The sequence below is a fragment of the Flavobacterium sp. WC2430 genome (assembly GCF_040822075.1).
Lineage (GTDB): Bacteria > Bacteroidota > Bacteroidia > Flavobacteriales > Flavobacteriaceae > Flavobacterium.
On record NZ_CP162007.1, the window covers coordinates 3,805,003 to 3,823,324 of the forward strand.

The window sequence follows — 18,322 nt, forward strand, 5'->3', positions numbered from 1 at the left end:
CTATTTTTCTAGTAAAAAAGGAATGTAAATAGCTAACAAACAAATTCTTAAAAAAAAATTAAAATAATTATTGATATTTAATCTAAATAAGCTTTGTCAATTCAAAATCAGATTATATATTTGCACCGTTATTTTTAATAAATCTAAATAAAATGAAAGCTCAACTTAGAATCATAGCATTATTATTATTTGCAACTCTTTTTGTAAACGCACAAGAAAAAGGAATTATACAAGGAAAAATAGTTTCTGCTGATGGATATCCTTTGAAAGAAATTGTAATTAAATTAGCAAAAGGAGCTTATACAAGTGAAACAAATAATGATGGAACCTTTAGATTTGATAATTTCCCCGTAGGTATTCATACCTTAACAATTGAGGGAGAAGGATTAAAAAAACAATCCAAAGAAATTAAAGTATCCCCAAATACAGTGACCTACGTAGAGTTCAAATTAAATGAAAACATTGAATCCTTACAAGAAATTGTAATTGTATTTAAAGGAAGTACAAATAAGAAAAAAGAAAATGTACTTTCTGGACTATCGTTAAAACCATTAGATATCCCTCAAAGTATTCAGATAATTGGTAATGAAATCATCACACAACAACAAGCCATCCGATTAAGTGATGTTATAAAAAATGTAAATGGTGCCTATGTTGGGTCTGCTCGTGGTGGTGCTCAAGAATCCATCTGGTCTAGAGGATATGATATGACGGCAAACAATATGTTTAAAAATGGGTTCCGTTTTAGTGGCGGATCTGTTCCCGAAGTATCATCTTTAGAAAAAGTAGAAATTTTAAAAGGAAGTGCCGCTCTTTTATTTGGAAATGTAGCTCCAGGAGGAATTATGAACATGGTGACTAAAAAACCTTCATTCGAAAAAGGAGGAGAAATAAGCATGCAAGCAGGTAGTTTTGCTTTCTATAAACCCTCTATTGATATTTACGGTCCTTTAAACAGCTATATTGCATACCGATTTACGGGATCTTATGAAAACTCTGAAAGTTTTAGAGATGTCGTAAAAAAAGAACGTTACTACATTAATCCATCATTCCTTTTTAAAGTAAGCGACAAAACCGAAATTGTATTACAAGGAGATTACCTACATGATAATTGGACACCTGATTTTGGTACAGGAATCATTGGAAAAGAAATTGCCGATGTACCACGTAATACATATTTAGGCGCAACATGGTCTAATGGACAAACAAGACAATCTAGTGTCTCTGGATTAGTAAAACATGAGTTCAATAAAGATTGGAAATTGAATTTCAATACTTCTTTTCAAGATTACAACAGGACTTCAAAAGGAACAGAACGCATTCAACCTGAAGATAATGGAGATTGGAGCAGACCTCTTGGACAAAATAAAAACCTAGAACAAAATATTGGTCAACAAATTAATCTACAAGGTTGTTTTAATACCGGAAGTATAAAACACCAATTGTTTACAGGAGTTGATTTTGAAAACACATTTGCACAAGCGTATCGATTTAGCTTCTCCCCCTCTACTTACGGATCTGGAAATATTTTTGATTTCGATAATTTTGATCAAGGTGGTGCTATTCCTGATGCAGATATTACAAGAATCGTAAAAACAAACACAAATAGTTTTGGAGTCTATGCACAAGATTTAATTTCACTTACTGATAAATTCAAAGTATTAGCAGGACTGCGTTGGTCATGGCAAGAATCACAAGCAACTACTCATGATTATACTGCTACACCCATAACTATCTCAAAGGACCAAATACGTAATGACCAAGCCTTTACTCCAAAATTAGGTTTAGTATTTCAACCAACCAAAGACATGTCTTTATTTGCGAGTTATTCGAATTCATTCACCCCAAATTCAGGAACCACGGTTGATGGAAAAGTAATAAAGCCCTCTTTGATTGATCAATATGAAGCAGGAATTAAAAAAGATTTCTGGAAAGGTTTATTGAGTGCTAATGTTACTGTCTATCAAATTACTAACAGTAATTTAGCGCAAACAGCTGAATTTAAAGCCGATGGTACTTTTAATACAGATACTTCAATAAAAGTATTAAGCGGTGAAACAACTAGTAAAGGAATCGAAATTGATATTACTGCAAGACCAACTGATGGATTAAATATCAATGCAGGTTACAGCTACAATGATATGCGTTACACTAAAACATCAGGCCTTAACGGAAGTTTTATTGAAGGGGATCGTTTAGCAAGAACACCAGCTAATACTGCCAACTTAAGCTTCTTCTATACGTTACAATCAGGATTGTTAAAAGGAGTTTCTATAGGAGCAATTGGAAATTATATAGGAAAACGTGTGGGTGGATGGAACAACCAAATTCTTATTGATGCCAATACACAAGAACAAACTATAAGAGACAGACAAATTCCTCTAGGTGATTACACAACAGTAGATGTATCTGCAGGTTACGAATGGGGTAAATTTTCAATCCTTTGTAAATTATCAAATGTTGCTAATGTATTGGCTTATACAGTACATGAAAATTATAGTGTAAATCCCATTGGACCTCGTCAAGTAATGACTTCATTAAAATATAAATTTTAAACAATCCCTTTTATCTCTTTTTACTTTTAAAAAGAACTAGAACTATGAAAAAAATCAATTTCAGAAATTTACACCGCGACTTAGGTTATTTCTACATCGGGTTAATTGTTTCCTTTGCCTTATCAGGACTTATGATGAATCACAGAGAATCTTGGCATCCTGAAAAATATACTACCCAAACAAAAGCAATTGAAGTTCCACTTCCAGAAGAAAGTGGGTTAAACGAAGATTTCGCTAAGGACTTAGGTAAAAAATTAGGAATTGAAGACAAAATGAGACGTCAAATGGTTCGAAAAGGAACTTATAAAATTTCATTTGAAAGTCATGATGTCGAAATAGACATGAAAACAGGAAAAGGGGAAATTGTTTCTTTCTTTAAAACCCCCATAATAAGTCAATCAATGACATTGCACAAGAATACGTCCAATTTTTGGATTTATTATTCCGATATTTTTGCGATAAGCCTAATTATTATTGCCTTAACTGGAACTATAATGATAAAAGCAGGTAAATTCAGTTGGAAAAATAGAGGTTGGAAACTAGCAGTAGCTGGTGTTGTATTTCCTTTATTATTTTTGTTTTTATTTAGTTAGCTTTTTTGAAAAAAAAATAAGTAAACTCCGTTTAGCAATAGACGGGGTTTATGCTTTTAAGAAGAATACAAATTTTTAGTATATTTGATTCAAATAATACTTTTTCTTACAAACTTAACATCGTAAAAGTGAATTGATAATAAGTATCATAATCTCTTTTAGGCTAAGACTAGTTACACTTCTACTGCTACAACTATTAAAAACTAAATTGCTATGACAAAATCAAAAAAAAACCAATTGAAAAAAAGTTTAGGCTTGGGTTTTGGAATTGCAATATTAATTGGAGGTACCATCGGAGTAGGAATACTGCGAACACCAGGTGCCATCGCGGGCATGTTGGACAATTATTGGCTTATCATTAGCTGTTGGTTTTTAGGCGGACTTTATATCTTAGTTGGCGCAAATTCCTATGCAGAATTAGCTACTATGCTTCCCAAAGCTGGTGGATCATACAATTACATAAAAAGAGCTTTTGGTGATTATGCCGGTTTTTTATCTGGCTGGTTTGACTACATTACTAATGTGGTCCCTCCCGCTTTTTATTGTATTGTAATTAGTGAATATCTAGTTATTTTATTTCCGAGTCTTGAAAGTCAAACAACAGTAATAGCCATCGGTTTTCTAGTCGCCTTTACCTTATTACACGTCAGCGGAGTAAAAAATGGCAGTTTCGTACAGAAACTGACAAGTATAATAAAAGTCCTGTTTTTTGTTGCTTTAATTGTTGCTTGTTTTATCTATTCGGGATTTAAATTTAATCCTATTGAAAAAGATACTCCTTTCTTTGAAATGGGAATTGTTTTCGGTTTCTTTAAATCACTACAATTAATTATTGGTACTTATGATGGCTGGTACGCTGTTTGCTTTTTTGCTGAAGAAGATAAAAACCCAAGTAAAAACATCCCCAAATCTTTATATACTGGAGCTATAATAGTTATAGTAATATATATATTGATAAATATGGCATTCTTTCAAGTATTGCCCGTTTCAGCATTGGCTAATTCTCCATTAGTAGCTTCAGATGTTGCTAAAGTTGTGTTTGGACACAATGGTTCAATAATGGTCACTGTCATTGCCATTTTTTCTTTAATTAGCATTCTGAATGCCTATATGATGATACCTGCTCGCATACTATTTGGATTGAGTCGCGATGGCTTTTTTACACAAAAAGGAACTAGAATAAATAAGGGTGGCACCCCAATTGTGGCGCTTTTAATCTCTTCATTATTTAGTCTATTCTTGATTAGTATAGGTTCATTTGAAATATTGTTTTCATTTGGAACCTTCATGTCTGTCATTGTTTGGGGATTGGCCTATTGCTCACTAATGAAATTAAGAACCAAAGAACCCAATTTACTAAGACCTTATTTATCTTGGGGATATCCATGGACCTCTATATTGATGATTATAGCCACTTTAACTTTATTAATAGGCTTTGCCTACAGCGACACTAAAAACTTTGTAATTATTATAATTATTGCAGTACTATCCTACCCAACCTACTTACTTATTAATAATAGAAATAAAAAAGTGTAATTACTAGAGTCCAGCAACTGAAAATCCCAGTTTTAGACCTACCAATAATAAAGTGTAAATTTAATTGATAACGATACCGTTCTCCTCTAGTAATTCTAAAAGGTTAGTATGTTCATTAGGGTCATATTTTTCAATACCACTTTGATACCATTTTGATATTACATTAATTTGATACGCCGTGTATTCCTCTGCATCTATAGGTAAGCCGAACATGCCTGCAATAAGAAAATCTTCTAAAACTTTTTCGGTAACAATGCGATTTGGAATTCCGTTACTAATACATCCATTCATTTGTTCATAGTCTAAACGTCCTGATTTAAATCCAGCAATAAAACCTGCCTTTTTTGTACCACTAAATGGCAACAAAGGGTCTAAACCTATTGAATATCCTTTAAAATAATCTTTTCTATAAGTGGAACTAAATATTTTTTTCATGTGGTAGTAAATGTGGTATTTAATAATTACTGTACAAAAATATTAACAATTTGTCCGTAAATACACATAAATCGTTTAAAGGAAAAAAAACTCTTTAAAATACAATGGCCATGATGTTCGTCGATAAAATAGGGCTACCATCTATTTGATTACACTTATTAAATGTGTTCGTTTTGCATTAAATCTAAATAACCCATCTCATTTTAAATGAGATGGGTTATAAATTGAGTTATCTGCTTCCCTTTATTTCAGTCCTGCCAAACTGTTTTCAATAGTTTCAATTTTAGCCAAAGCATCAGCCTCTTTTTGCTTCTCATTTGCCAAAACTTTTTCTGGTGCTCCTGCAACAAATTTTTCGTTCGCTAATTTATTTTGAACTGATTTTAAGAATCCTTGAGTATAAATTAATTCAGCTGTCAATTTTGCAATTTCTTCTTCTATGTTTATGTTTCCCGTAATTGGAATAAAATATTCATTAGAATTTACACGGTACGATAAAGCGCCATCCACTTTTTCAGTAACATATTCTAACGAAGTGATGTTCCCTAATTTAGTAATAACCGAATCAAAATAAGTAGACACTTTATCGTTATTAATTGCTTTTAATTCAATCGCATCCTTAAAAGGAATATTCTTATCCTTACGGATGGTACGAATTCCAGAAATCACTTCCATTGTGTTTTCAAAATCAGTAATTAAAGTTGCATTATATGGCTTCATTTCTGGCCAAGTCGATACGATTAATGCTTCCTCTTTTTTTCTTGGAGCTAGTATTTGCCAAATTTCCTCTGTCAAGAAAGGCATAAATGGATGTAATACTTTTAAGTTATTTTCTAGCATTTCTATCGCTTTCGCAAAAGTTACACTATCAATTGGCTGTTGGTATGCTGGTTTAATCATTTCTAAAAACCAAGAACAGAAATCATCCCAAACTAATTTGTAGGTTCCCATTAAAGCTTCTGAAATTCTGTATTTCTCAAAATTATCTTCGATTTCTAAAAGTGTTTGTTGCAACTTCGCTTCATACCATTCTATCGCCACTTTAGAGGATTCTGGTTGTGAAATACTTTCAGATACTTCCCATCCTTTAATCAATTTAAAGGCATTCCAAATTTTATTAGTAAACCCCTTTCCTTGGTTGCATAACTCTTCGTCAAACATAATGTCGTTTCCTGCAGAAGCACTTAAAAGCAATCCTACACGAACCCCATCAGCTCCAAATTTTTCAATTAAATCCAAAGGATCTGGTGAATTCCCTAATGATTTAGACATTTTACGTCTTTGTTTGTCACGAACTAAACCTGTCAAATAGACATTTGTAAATGGTTTTTTTCCTGTATATTCATAACCTGCAATAATCATTCTCGCTACCCAGAAAAATAAAATATCTGGACCCGTTACTAAATCATTCGTTGGGTAATAGTATTTAAAATCTTCACTTTCTGGATCCATTATACCACCAAAAACTGACATTGGCCATAGCCAAGAAGAAAACCAAGTGTCTAATGCATCAACATCTTGTCTTAAATCTTTTGTTTCAAGTTTTGAGTTTGAAGTTTTCTCTCTCGCAAGCACTAGAGCATCTTCGATCGATTCAGCCACAACAAAATCTTCTTTTCCGTCTCCGTAGAAATAAGCAGGAATTTGTTGTCCCCACCACAATTGACGAGAAATATTCCAGTCACGTATGTTATTCAACCAGTGTGCATAGGTGTTTTCAAAACGTTTTGGATGCAATTTAATATCTCCATCTACCAAAACTGATTGGATTGCTGGCTTTACTAAATCTTCCATTTTCAAGAACCATTGATCCGATAAACGCGGTTCAATAACAGCTTTCGTTCTTTCAGAAGTTCCTACTTTGTTCAAGTGGGTTTCTGTTTTTGCTAAAGCACCTAATGTTTCCAGTTCTTTTGCTATTTCTTCACGAACCACAAAACGATCTTTCCCTTGGTAATGTAAACCAAAACTATTCATTGTTGCATCTTCATTGAAAATATCAATAATTTCAAGGTTGTGTTTTTCCCCTAAGGTTTTATCATTCATATCATGGGCAGGAGTTACTTTCAAACATCCTGTTCCAAATTCGATATCTACGTATTCATCTTCTATTATAGGAATAATACGACCACAAATAGGAACAATGGCGCTTTTTCCTTTTAAATGAGCAAAACGTTCGTCATTCGGGTTAATACAAATTGCACTATCCCCAAAAATAGTTTCAGGACGAGTCGTTGCAATGGTCAAGAAGTCTTCACTTCCGTCAATTTTATATTGAATGTAATATAGTTTCCCTTGTTGCTCTTCAAATATTACTTCTTCATCCGACAAAGTCGTTTTAGCTTCTGGATCCCAGTTTACCATTCGGTATCCACGGTAAATCAATCCTTTGTTATACAAATCAACAAAAGAACGAATTACAGATGCTGACATATCTGGATCCATAGTAAATTTTGTTCTTTCCCAATCGCAAGAAGCACCAAGCTTTTTTAATTGATCCAAAATTACGCCACCATATTTATCTGTCCAATCCCAAGCATGTGCCAAAAACTCTTCACGAGTCAAATCATTTTTATTGATTCCTTCTGCTTTTAATTTAGCCACCACTTTAGCTTCTGTAGCAATTGAGGCGTGATCCGTTCCTGGAACCCAACAAGCGTTGAATCCTTTTAAACGTGCTCTACGAATCAAAACATCTTGAATAGTATTGTTCAACATATGCCCCATATGCAAGACTCCAGTGACATTTGGAGGAGGAATTACAATAGTATAAGGTGTTCTATGGTCTGGCTGCGAATGGAAATAATTATTTTCCATCCAGTATTCATACCATTTGTTCTCAATAGTTTTAGCGTCAAATTGTGCAGGAATTGTCATTTTATAGTGAATTCGTTTAATCGTTATTTAGTGATCTAATTATTCTATTAATACAATGATTACTAGTCGAATAACCGACTGACCAAGTCATAAAAATAGTTTGGTCTAATTATTGCAATTCATATTGGGAACAAAAGTAAATAATAAAGTACACTATAAAAAGGGAAATAAAAATTTGTGCTCTAATTAAAACAAAGTATATTTACTTTTATTAAATAAAATTTAAAATGAAAAAAATAGCAACATTAATAGTGGTCGTATTATTCAGTAGTATTGGATTTGCACAAAACGGAGCTAAAATTGACTTTAAAGACGAAAATAATACTATTGACTACGGGACAATTACAAAAGGAAAAGATAATGGCATAAGAGCATTTGTATTTACAAATACTGGAAATGCTCCTCTTATTATATCCTCTGTGCAATCGACATCGAGTTGTACTATTTTATCGAAACAAACGGACACCATATTACCAGGTAAATCATCCAAAATAGAAGTAAAATACAACATGGTACCAGGCCCTATTAGAAAAACAATTACTGTAGAGTCTAATGCTGTTAATTATGATGAAGGTAGAATCCCTTTAAAAATAAAAGGTGAGGTTATAGCTAACTAAGAACTAAAACAATACATAAAACACTTCTTGATAAATAGTTCAAGAGGTGTTTTTTTTTTTACAAAATATTTTGCAGTTGAAATTTAAATTTTAAAACTACCCCTTCTCTTAGTACCTCTACAGTAATCCATTTTTCATCCTCCGATTTTAAAAATGAATTGATTTGCTGTAATGTATATTTATGAGCTAAATTCGAATTGATAGAAACTATCACATCACCTAATTGTAAACCACAAAGAGCTGCTGGAGAATTTTTCCTAAGGTTTGCTATTTCATAAATAGGTTTTAATTTAAATTTATATTGAAAATCAGATGTTTTCTTTTCCACTTTTGAATCAAAAGTATCCGCCAATACTGGTACAGTCTGAAGATGAACGGTTTCTTGCACCCATTGCATTCCACTGTGCCTGATCTCAATTCCACTTTTATTATAATTAAAAGGAGCGAAGTACTCCTTCCCTTTTCTAAAATACAAGCTATTGTTAGGATAATCAAAAACTATTGAGAATCTTTTTAAAATTTCACCCCCTACTGAACCGAATCTGTTGGGTACCATTTTTACATGCTTCACAGAATTCGAATCTGGGAATGCTATTACGAGATTAGAAAATTTAAAATCGGAAATTATAAATTCTGAAATACGGGCTCTTCTCCCTTCCACATCTCCACTAAAACCTTTTCCTAAGTAATCTTCAAAATTTCTGTTTGGTACTTTTATTTTATCAGATACATTTTGAAAAAGCCAAACTGCATCACTATTACCAATATCGACCAATAATTTTGAAGCGATATTAACGGAGTCAATCATGACATTTGCAACAATATATGGCTTTGCTCTTTCAATGGAAATTGGTAATTTTTTATATTTTTTTTCAATCCTTCTCTTGTTTTTACCATTATCATGGTAAAAAAATATTCTTTTTTTATCGTAATTAATTTCTACTAGATTATTTTTAAAAAAAGAATATCCTATAATTCCATTTACAGGAATTCCAATATGAGATGACAGATTAAAATCCGGATCCAAAATAATATACAAAAGATGATTCCGCGATTCCATCCCTTTTACTTCCAATAAATTCCCAGTTGACTTTAGTCCTTCAACAGCTTCTTCACTTCCCAACCCTTTTAAACTTATTTTTTCAATGTTTTTTAAATTGATTTCCTTTTTATCTTCTAAACTAAATAATACTGTCTCTTCAACACCTGTATCCAATAAAAAAGTCAGCTCAACCCCATTAACATTTAATGGAATGAAGACTAAATTATTTATTAATTTAAAAGGAATACTTACTTTATTACTATTTTTAACAAAATGAAATCCTTCCTGAGCATTAGTAGAAAAAGTATAAAGGAGTAAAAAAAAATACAGCAGATTTTTTTTCATAGAAATGATTTATATAAAATTACTAAAAAAACAGATGAATATTACACATTTAACAATAAATAAGGGATATAACCCCATTTAGTTTGAGAAAAAAATCGCAAATTTGCATTTCAACAATTATAATCATGCCAAAAATATCGAATAAAGGTAATTTAATGCCTGAATCGCCTATCCGTAAATTAGTTCCTTACTCAGAAATTGCTAAGAAAAAAGGCAACAAAGTATATCATCTAAATATTGGTCAACCCGATATAAAAACACCAGAAGTAGCTATCAATGCTGTTAAAAACTTTGATATAGAAGTTTTAGAATACAGTCATTCAGCTGGTTTTGAAAGCTATAGAACTAAACTATCTCAATTTTACAAAAACCAAGGTTTACCAATTAATTTTGAAGACATCATTATTACTACTGGAGGCTCTGAAGCGTTGTTATTTGCAATGGGTAGTACTATGGACCAAGGAGATGAGATTATCATTCCTGAACCTTTCTATGCTAATTACAATGGTTTTTCAACAGCATCTGGTGTAACGGTAGTTCCAGTTATTTCATCGATTGACACTGGATTTGCTTTACCTCCTATCGCAGATTTTGAAAAATTAATTACACCAAAAACAAAAGCAATCCTTATTTGCAATCCTGGTAATCCAACTGGTTATTTGTATTCCAAAGAGGAAATCATGCAACTAGCAGAAATCGTAAAAAAACACGATTTATTCTTGATTGCTGATGAAGTGTATAGAGAGTTTACTTACGATGGTGATTTACACTATTCTGTAATGAACATTCCTGGACTAGAGGAAAACGCCATTATGATTGATTCTGTTTCTAAAAGATACAGTATGTGTGGTGCAAGAATTGGTTGTATTGTTTCAAAAAACAAAGAACTAATGGCTACAGCAATGAAATTTGCACAAGCAAGATTGAGCCCGCCTACATTTGCTCAAGTAGCAAGTGAAGCCGCTCTTGATACTCCACAAAGTTATTTTGACGAAGTAATATCTGAATATAGAGAACGTAGAGATACACTAATTACCGAATTAAATAAAATAGAGGGTGTAAAAGTAGCTACTCCAAAAGGAGCTTTTTATTGTATTGCCGAGTTACCTATAGACAACGCTGATTATTTTGCACAATGGCTATTAGAAACTTACGATTTAAATAGTGAAACGGTAATGGTAGCACCAGCTGCTGGTTTTTATTCCACTCCTGGAGTTGGTTTAAACCAAGTTAGAATAGCCTATGTATTGAAAAAAGAAGATTTAATTACGGCTGTACACATCCTTAAAGAAGCAATTACAACTTATAATTCTAAATAATTAAATAGGGTACAATAAAATAAGGAAACCTTTAAAAAAATCCTTTCCATAGGGTGCTCCTGAAAACATAACCTATTAATTACAAAGGCAATAACTACCATTTAGTTATTGCCTTTGTTTTTTAGTTACCAAAATAATGGTAGAGGCTTTGCCAATACCGTCTAAAAGAGACCATTTATTATTAAAGCCTATAGAAATTCTTTAGTTTTTATTAATTATCTTTACAGCCTAAAAATATATACCCACTATAACAGTACCTTTTAATGATAAACAATGAAGAAATTCATGACGAAATAGGAGATAATCATATTGGTTCATGTGCAAAAAATCCAGTTCGAGACGATGCTTTTGCAATAACTGACGACGAAAAAATTGAAAAAATAAAAAAAGATGTTGAAAGTATCCTAATTACACTTGGGATGGACTTGACAGATGATAGCATGAAAGGCACACCTAATCGTGTTGCAAAAATGTTTGTTAAAGAAATTTTTGGAGGATTGAATCCTGCAAAAAAGCCAAAAGCATCTACTTTTGACAATAATTATAAATACGGTGAAATGTTAGTTGAAAAAAACATTACACTCTACTCTACTTGTGAGCATCATTTATTACCAATTATAGGAAGAGCACATGTTGCTTACATCTCTAATGGTACAGTAATTGGGCTTTCAAAAATGAATCGTATTGTAGAATATTATTCTAAAAGACCACAGGTACAAGAACGTTTAACAATGCAAATAGTTCAAGAACTTCAAAGAGCATTAGGAACTCAAGACGTTGCTTGTGTCATTGACGCCAAACATCTTTGTGTAAACTCAAGAGGTATTAGTGATATTGAAAGTAGTACCGTAACCTCAGAATTTGGTGGTAAATTTAAAGAACCTCAAGCAAGAAGAGAATTTTTAGATTATATCAAATTAGAAACAAAATTCTAGAAGGATTACTTAAAACAAATAATGCCCTAGCCCTGATTGAAGTGAAAATCCTTTTTATTTTTATTTTCAAAAATAAAAAGATTGCAGCGAAAAGCAGGAAATAGCTCCTAAAAAAATAAAAATGCCTCTATATAACGATCAATCTTTAAAAATATACAATTCTCTTTCGGGAGAAAAAGAAACATTTGTTCCTATTAACGAAGGAAACATTGGAATGTATGTATGTGGACCTACGGTTTACAGTAATGTTCACCTTGGAAATGTTAGGACATTTATGTCTTTTGATGTTATTTTTAGATATTTATTGCATTTAGAATACAAAGTTAGGTACGTACGAAACATTACGGACGTAGGTCATATTGTAGATGATGTAGATGAAGGCGAAGATAAAATTGCTAAAAAAGCGCGTTTAGAGCAACTGGAACCAATGGAAGTAGTGCAACGCTATACTGTAGATTTTCATGATATCTTGAAAGCGTTTAATTTTTTACCGCCAAGTATTGAGCCAACGGCTACTGGACATATTATTGAACAAATTGAAATCATCAAAAAAATTATTGAAACAGGAGTTGGTTATGAAGCCAATGGATCTGTATATTTTGATGTTGTTAAGTTCAATAAAACAAATCATTACGGAAGACTAAGTGGAAGAAATATCGAAGATATGCTTGCTAATACCCGTGATCTTGATGGACAATCGGATAAGAGAAATCCGCAAGATTTTGCGCTTTGGAAAAAAGCAGAGCCACAACACATTATGCGTTGGCCGTCTCCATGGAGTGATGGATTCCCAGGTTGGCATCTAGAATGTACTGCAATGAGTACAAAATACTTAGGAAATCATTTTGACATTCACGGTGGCGGAATGGATTTAAAATTCCCGCATCATGAGTGCGAAATTGCACAAAATGAAGCATGTACAGGACAGACTCCAGTAAATTATTGGATGCATGCCAATATGTTGACTTTGAACGGTAAAAAAATGGCAAAATCTACTGGAAACAACATTCTTCCAAGAGAGATTTTGACTGGTGAAAATTCAATATTAAGTAAAGCATTTTCGGCATCAGTTGCTCGATTTTTTATGCTTCAAGCCCATTATAGAAGTATTCTTGATTTTTCTGACGATGCCATCGTTGCTGCCGAAAAAGGATATAAAAGATTGATGGAAGCGATTGATACTATAAAGCAACTAACTTCTAGTACTACTAGTACACTTGATATAGCTGCATGGAAACAATCTTGCTATGACGCTATGAATGATGATTTTAACTCTCCTATTTTAATTGCTCAATTATTTGAAGGAGTACGTTATATCAACCTACTAAATGACGGAAAAGAAAAATTAACTGCTTCTGATCTAGAACTATTTTCAACAGCTATGCATGCTTTTGTATTTGATGTCTTAGGCTTAGAAGACGAAAATTCAGCTAGTAACAGTAATGACAAGTTAGAAGGAACAGTTAATATGCTTATTAGCATGCGAAATCAAGCGAGAGCCGATAAGAATTTTACGCTATCGGATCAAATTAGAGATCAATTAATTGCTTTAGGAATACAATTGAAAGATGGAAAAGAAGGAACGACCTTTAGCATTTAAAGATCAATTTAAGATAGTCAATTACATTAAGTAAAAATAGAAATCAAGTGCAACACTTCAAAACTATACTATCAAAAATCCTCATTTTTCCCTTTTTACTATTGGTCCGATTGTATCAATTAGTATTATCTCCACTTATGCCTGCAACCTGCCGTTTTGAACCTACATGTTCTGCTTATATGATTGAAGCTTTACAAGTACATGGTCTATTTCGAGGTGGTTATCTAGGTATAAAAAGAATTTTAAGTTGTCATCCCTGGGGAAAAACAGGCTATGACCCTGTTCCAAAAAAGAAATGCAACCATTAATCAAGTTTAACCGCATAATGAAAATCAGAATGTTATAAAAAGCTTAAAAAGTAATCTTTAACTTAAATTTCACACTGAAACTCTTAACAAAAAATGTATTTTTACATAAAATAAAAAATAATGACACACGCTTTAAATATAGTTTGGAATCCATCGGAAGGAATTGATCTTGGTTTTTTTATAATCCGTTTTTACAGCCTTATGTTTGTAATTGCTTTTGGATTAGGATGGTATATCATGAAAAATATATATGAGCGAGAAAATGAATCTATAGAAAAACTAGATTCTTTATTCATTTGGACTGTACTTGCCACATTACTTGGAGCCCGTTTAGGTCATGTATTTTTTTATGATTGGGAATATTATCGTAATCATTTAGTCGAAATTCTTCTACCTATTAGAGAAAATGCTGTAGAAAATTTGTTTGGCTTTATCCCTGGCTGGGAATTTACTGGATATCAAGGGCTGGCCAGTCATGGCGCAGCCATTTCTATCATAATTGCAATGTATTATTACAGCAAAAAAATACTAAAAAGACCCTTATTATGGATTTTAGACAGAGTTGTTATTGCTGTTGCAAGTGGAGCAATTTTTGTACGATTAGGTAATTTTTTCAATTCAGAAATTGTTGGAAAAGAAACAACTTCATCATTTGGAATAAAGTTTGTTAGAGATTATTTTAGTCCAAGAGATGCTGTTAATGCAACTCAAATTGCAAATCCAAAAGAAGCTTATCATGCGATAGCAACTAATCCAAAGTTTGCTAGTTTATTAGAGCAAGTACCTGCTAAACATCCAGCACAATTATACGAAGCATTTTGTTATGTTTTTGTATTTGCTATCTTGTTCTTCTTGTATTGGAAAACAGAAGCAAGAGAAAAATCAGGTTTCTTATTTGGTCTTTTTCTAGTTTTATTGTTCACTGTACGAATTGTCGTAGAATTTGTAAAAGAAAGCCAAGGAGGTTTTGAAAGTGCCTTAGGTTTGCTTTCTACAGGTCAATGGCTCAGTATTCCTTTTATATTAATTGGTGCTTATTTCATCTTCACTGCTGAAAAACCTGTTACTATCTAAACATAAAACACATTTTAGAATTAAAAAAAAACTCCCGCCATGGCGGGAGTTTTTTTGTTTTTAACGTTTTAATGAAAAGTGAGATTTAAACTTTTTTGAAATATTCTGTTCTGTATATTCAACTACAAACCAATAATCATTGCTTGGCATTGGCTGCCCATTATAATTACCATCCCATCCATTTCCGTTTGGTCTAATTTCCTTTAGTAACTTACCATATCTATCAAAAATAAAAATTTTAGAACCCAATTCATCTTGCAATTCCGCTATATTCCAAGTATCATTATAGCTATCTCCATTTGGAGTGAAATATTTTGAATAATTAATTACTAGAATATTTGATTTTGTAATTGGGTTACTACACCCTCCTTGGTCTATAACCGTTACAGAATGATAGCCCGAAGAAACATATTCAAATATTGGACTATCCTGTAGCGGTCCACTATCCAGCATATAAGAATAGTTCCCTGCTGCGGTAGCTGAAATTGTAATTACTTGATTTTCTGCAAAAGCTTCCGTTACAGTCCATGTGAAATCAACTAAAGTATTAGACGGTATTACAGTAACATCGATTGTTTGAGCACTAGCACATTGATTTGGATCTGGAATAAAGTCATATGAAGCACTTGTCATATTATCAACTATTCCAGGAGACCAAGTCCCTGTAATTCCATTTGGAGACGTTTGATTTAAAGTTGGAGGTATACTTCCTGAACAAACTGAAAACGAAGCAAATCCAGGGTTTATAAGTGGTGTAATTACAACATTAAGCGTCTGCGTATTTGCACATTGATTTGAATTAGGTGTAAATACATAACTTCCATTAGCGGTGTTATCAATTGTCGCTGGAGACCAAGTACCAGTAATTCCGTTTGGCGCCGTATTATTCAAAACAGGAGTTGCTGTCCCTGTACATATAGGGGAGATAGGTTGAAAATCGGGTGTAGCTTTTTGAATAATCGAAACATTTAATGTCTGTGAACTAGCACATTGATTTGGATTGGGTGTAAAAACATACGATCCGCTAGTAGTATTGTCAATTGTAGCAGGCATCCAAGATCCAACGATCCCGTTAGGAGAGGTACTTGTTAATATCGGTGCTGTTGTTCCTGAGCAAAAAGGGGCAATTGAAGCAAAATCTGGGGTAACATTTTGAACAATTGTAATAGTAACCATTGTAGGAGTTACTGAAGTACATTGCCCAGGGTTAGGCGTAAATGTATAAGTAACCGGGCCCAAAATTGAAGTATCTACAGTAGCAGGACTCCATGTTCCAGAAATAGAAGGCACATTATTTGAGTTAGAAGGTAAAACTGGAGCAATAGCATTTTGACACACTGTTGATGGAATTCCCGTGAAACTAGGTGTAATTAGAGGTATAACCGTAACATTTAAAGCCTGAGTAGTAGCACATGGAAATAAAACTGGATTTGGTGTAAAGACATAACTACCACTTGTTGTATTGCTAACTACAGCCGGTAACCAAGTACCTGTAATATTATTTGGAGACGTAGGCCCTAAAATTGGAGCTACCGATCCAAAACAAAAAGGAGCTATGGTAGGAAAATTTGGAGTTATCGTAGAAGCTCCACAAGGAACAGTACAAGTCAATGTTTGTGGAGGAACACAAGGATGTGTTGCAGATGACAAGGTCAATGTTGCTGATTCTCCTGGTGATACACCAAAAACCTCTTGATGCGAAACACCTGTGGTTCCACTAACTGTAGGACCTCCATTAATAGTATACGAATAATTATAAGTATTCGAAATAAGCGGGTTATTTGCCCAATCAAAAAAAACAGAAGTGGTAGTTGTAGCTTGCGTAGGGTCACACCTGAAAGATAAAATAGCTGCTCCATTATCAGCGACTACATTTACAACAATTTCGGCCCTAGTGCTCTCTCCTGTGCCATCGTTCTGACTTACGTAATACTTTGTCTGGCCGACTATTGTTGTAGAAGGAGTTGGTGCAGATGCAGAACCTACACCGCCAATTGCATTTGTCCCATACCAAATTAAAGTCCCACCAGGAGAAGATGTAGCTGTTAAGGGGCTTGCTGTACTATTTTGACATAAATTAATGGGGGTATTTACTGTAGGCGGTGGGGCAATTAAATAAATTCTCTCTTTTAGATCAGAAAAACTGACACTAGCATGCGCATGAATGATACTAGAAGATAAAAATATAATTATAAAAAGAGAAGCAAATAACCGGATACTATTTTTCATTATTTGAGGTATTTAATTTGATATAAACAAATAGTCGATTCTATCAATAGGAAGTAAATATATAAAATTTGAAACTTTTATAAAATAATTAACACATTTAAAATGATGGCCAACTCAAACAAAACCTAGAACACACTTCAAAATGTAAATAAAATCTTAAAAAAAACAGAATAATAAAAGAAATATAAAATTTACAACTTGTAGAAAATACCAAATTCAAAATTCTGAGTATTAAATCCAAAATTAGGACTACTTAAACCTGCATTAGAAACATGTCGAAAACTAGGCTTGATTTCAATTGTAAAACTGTTAATTTCTAAATCAAATCCTATTGCTAACGTATTTGACAATGCAAACCCTTTGGCCAAACGTTCAGTTTCAACATCAGAAATTAAAGGTCCCACACTTCCCAAAACAAAAAAACTAAAGGCATTAGAAATTGGCTTTCTTAAATTAACGCCAAAATTTAAAATGTACTGATTGATTCTATTAGTTTTAGAATAATATTCTATTTTCATTAAATAATCTGGATCATCTGTAGTTATAAAAAAAGGATTAATAAGCCTATGACTTGCCAAATTGATTTCGGGTTCCAAAATTAATTCACACCTAAATTGCTTTAATTGTTTAACTATATATCCTACATGTGCTTTATAAAATTTATTTTCAAATGTATAGTTCTTGTTTTTCAATTCATGTCCAAAACCGTATGAAAAACCCACTAATAAATCATTCTTGTTTTTTTGAGCAAAAGAAGCATGAATTAAAAAAAACACCAATAGCGAAAAATGTATTTTTTTACTCATAATGCATTCATTTAAAAACGATTAAATATAAATACCCCTATTAAATTTAAC

At 32.7% G+C, this 18,322-nt stretch carries 14 protein-coding genes; 9 read left to right on the top strand and 5 right to left on the bottom strand.

Annotated elements, in window-relative coordinates; all coding sequences use genetic code 11:
- Positions 1-152 precede the first annotated feature (152 nt).
- From AB3G36_RS16560 to AB3G36_RS16570, 3 genes are all read left to right on the top strand, one after another.
- A complete protein-coding gene (locus AB3G36_RS16560) occupies positions 153-2,555 on the top strand; it encodes a TonB-dependent siderophore receptor (RefSeq protein ID WP_367754621.1) in 2,403 nt (800 codons plus the stop codon).
- A gap of 44 nt (positions 2,556-2,599) precedes the next feature.
- A complete protein-coding gene (locus AB3G36_RS16565) occupies positions 2,600-3,148 on the top strand; it encodes a PepSY-associated TM helix domain-containing protein (RefSeq protein WP_367754623.1) in 549 nt (182 codons plus the stop codon).
- A 213-nt stretch (positions 3,149-3,361) separates the two neighbouring features.
- Positions 3,362-4,684: an APC family permease gene (locus tag AB3G36_RS16570; protein WP_367754625.1), complete on the top strand. Its 1,323-nt coding sequence runs from the start codon at positions 3,362-3,364 to the stop codon at positions 4,682-4,684.
- 60 nt (positions 4,685-4,744) lie between these two features.
- Here the strand turns inward: AB3G36_RS16570 and AB3G36_RS16575 are convergent, their stop codons facing one another.
- Together AB3G36_RS16575 and AB3G36_RS16580 are read right to left on the bottom strand one after the other, a co-directional pair.
- Positions 4,745-5,119 carry a hypothetical protein gene (locus tag AB3G36_RS16575; RefSeq protein WP_367754627.1) on the bottom strand — a complete coding sequence of 125 codons (375 nt, stop codon included), beginning with the start codon at positions 5,117-5,119 and terminating at the stop codon, positions 4,745-4,747.
- A 243-nt stretch (positions 5,120-5,362) separates the two neighbouring features.
- Entirely contained in the window at positions 5,363-7,996 is a 2,634-nt protein-coding gene (locus tag AB3G36_RS16580) for a valine--tRNA ligase (RefSeq protein WP_367754629.1), read from the bottom strand.
- A gap of 227 nt (positions 7,997-8,223) precedes the next feature.
- Here AB3G36_RS16580 and AB3G36_RS16585 point away from each other — a divergent pair, with 227 nt between their 5' ends.
- The gene (locus tag AB3G36_RS16585; RefSeq protein ID WP_367754631.1) at positions 8,224-8,613 is read left to right on the top strand and encodes a DUF1573 domain-containing protein; all 390 of its coding nucleotides are present in this window, start codon (positions 8,224-8,226) and stop codon (positions 8,611-8,613) included.
- Between the two features lie 58 nt (positions 8,614-8,671).
- Here the strand turns inward: AB3G36_RS16585 and AB3G36_RS16590 are convergent, their stop codons facing one another.
- Complete coding sequence (locus AB3G36_RS16590) at positions 8,672-10,000, bottom strand: aspartyl protease family protein (protein WP_367754633.1); 1,329 nt, start codon at positions 9,998-10,000, stop codon at positions 8,672-8,674.
- A gap of 125 nt (positions 10,001-10,125) precedes the next feature.
- Here AB3G36_RS16590 and AB3G36_RS16595 point away from each other — a divergent pair, with 125 nt between their 5' ends.
- From AB3G36_RS16595 to lgt, 5 genes are all read left to right on the top strand, one after another.
- A complete protein-coding gene (locus tag AB3G36_RS16595; protein ID WP_367754635.1) occupies positions 10,126-11,319 on the top strand; it encodes a pyridoxal phosphate-dependent aminotransferase in 1,194 nt (397 codons plus the stop codon).
- Positions 11,320-11,582: 263 nt separating this feature from the next.
- A complete protein-coding gene (folE, locus tag AB3G36_RS16600; RefSeq protein WP_367754637.1) occupies positions 11,583-12,254 on the top strand; it encodes a GTP cyclohydrolase I FolE in 672 nt (223 codons plus the stop codon).
- A 121-nt stretch (positions 12,255-12,375) separates the two neighbouring features.
- Positions 12,376-13,854 carry a cysteine--tRNA ligase gene (cysS, locus tag AB3G36_RS16605; protein WP_367754639.1) on the top strand — a complete coding sequence of 493 codons (1,479 nt, stop codon included), beginning with the start codon at positions 12,376-12,378 and terminating at the stop codon, positions 13,852-13,854.
- 65 nt (positions 13,855-13,919) lie between these two features.
- Positions 13,920-14,162: a membrane protein insertion efficiency factor YidD gene (gene yidD / locus AB3G36_RS16610; RefSeq protein WP_367757963.1), complete on the top strand. Its 243-nt coding sequence runs from the start codon at positions 13,920-13,922 to the stop codon at positions 14,160-14,162.
- A 120-nt stretch (positions 14,163-14,282) separates the two neighbouring features.
- Entirely contained in the window at positions 14,283-15,236 is a 954-nt protein-coding gene (gene lgt / locus AB3G36_RS16615; RefSeq protein WP_367754641.1) for a prolipoprotein diacylglyceryl transferase, read from the top strand.
- 60 nt (positions 15,237-15,296) lie between these two features.
- Here lgt and AB3G36_RS16620 read toward each other — a convergent pair whose 3' ends face one another.
- Complete coding sequence (locus tag AB3G36_RS16620; RefSeq protein WP_367754643.1) at positions 15,297-17,465, bottom strand: T9SS type B sorting domain-containing protein; 2,169 nt, start codon at positions 17,463-17,465, stop codon at positions 15,297-15,299.
- A gap of 191 nt (positions 17,466-17,656) precedes the next feature.
- The gene (locus AB3G36_RS16625) at positions 17,657-18,271 is read right to left on the bottom strand and encodes an acyloxyacyl hydrolase (RefSeq protein WP_367754645.1); all 615 of its coding nucleotides are present in this window, start codon (positions 18,269-18,271) and stop codon (positions 17,657-17,659) included.
- Between the last annotated feature and the right edge of the window lie 51 nt (positions 18,272-18,322).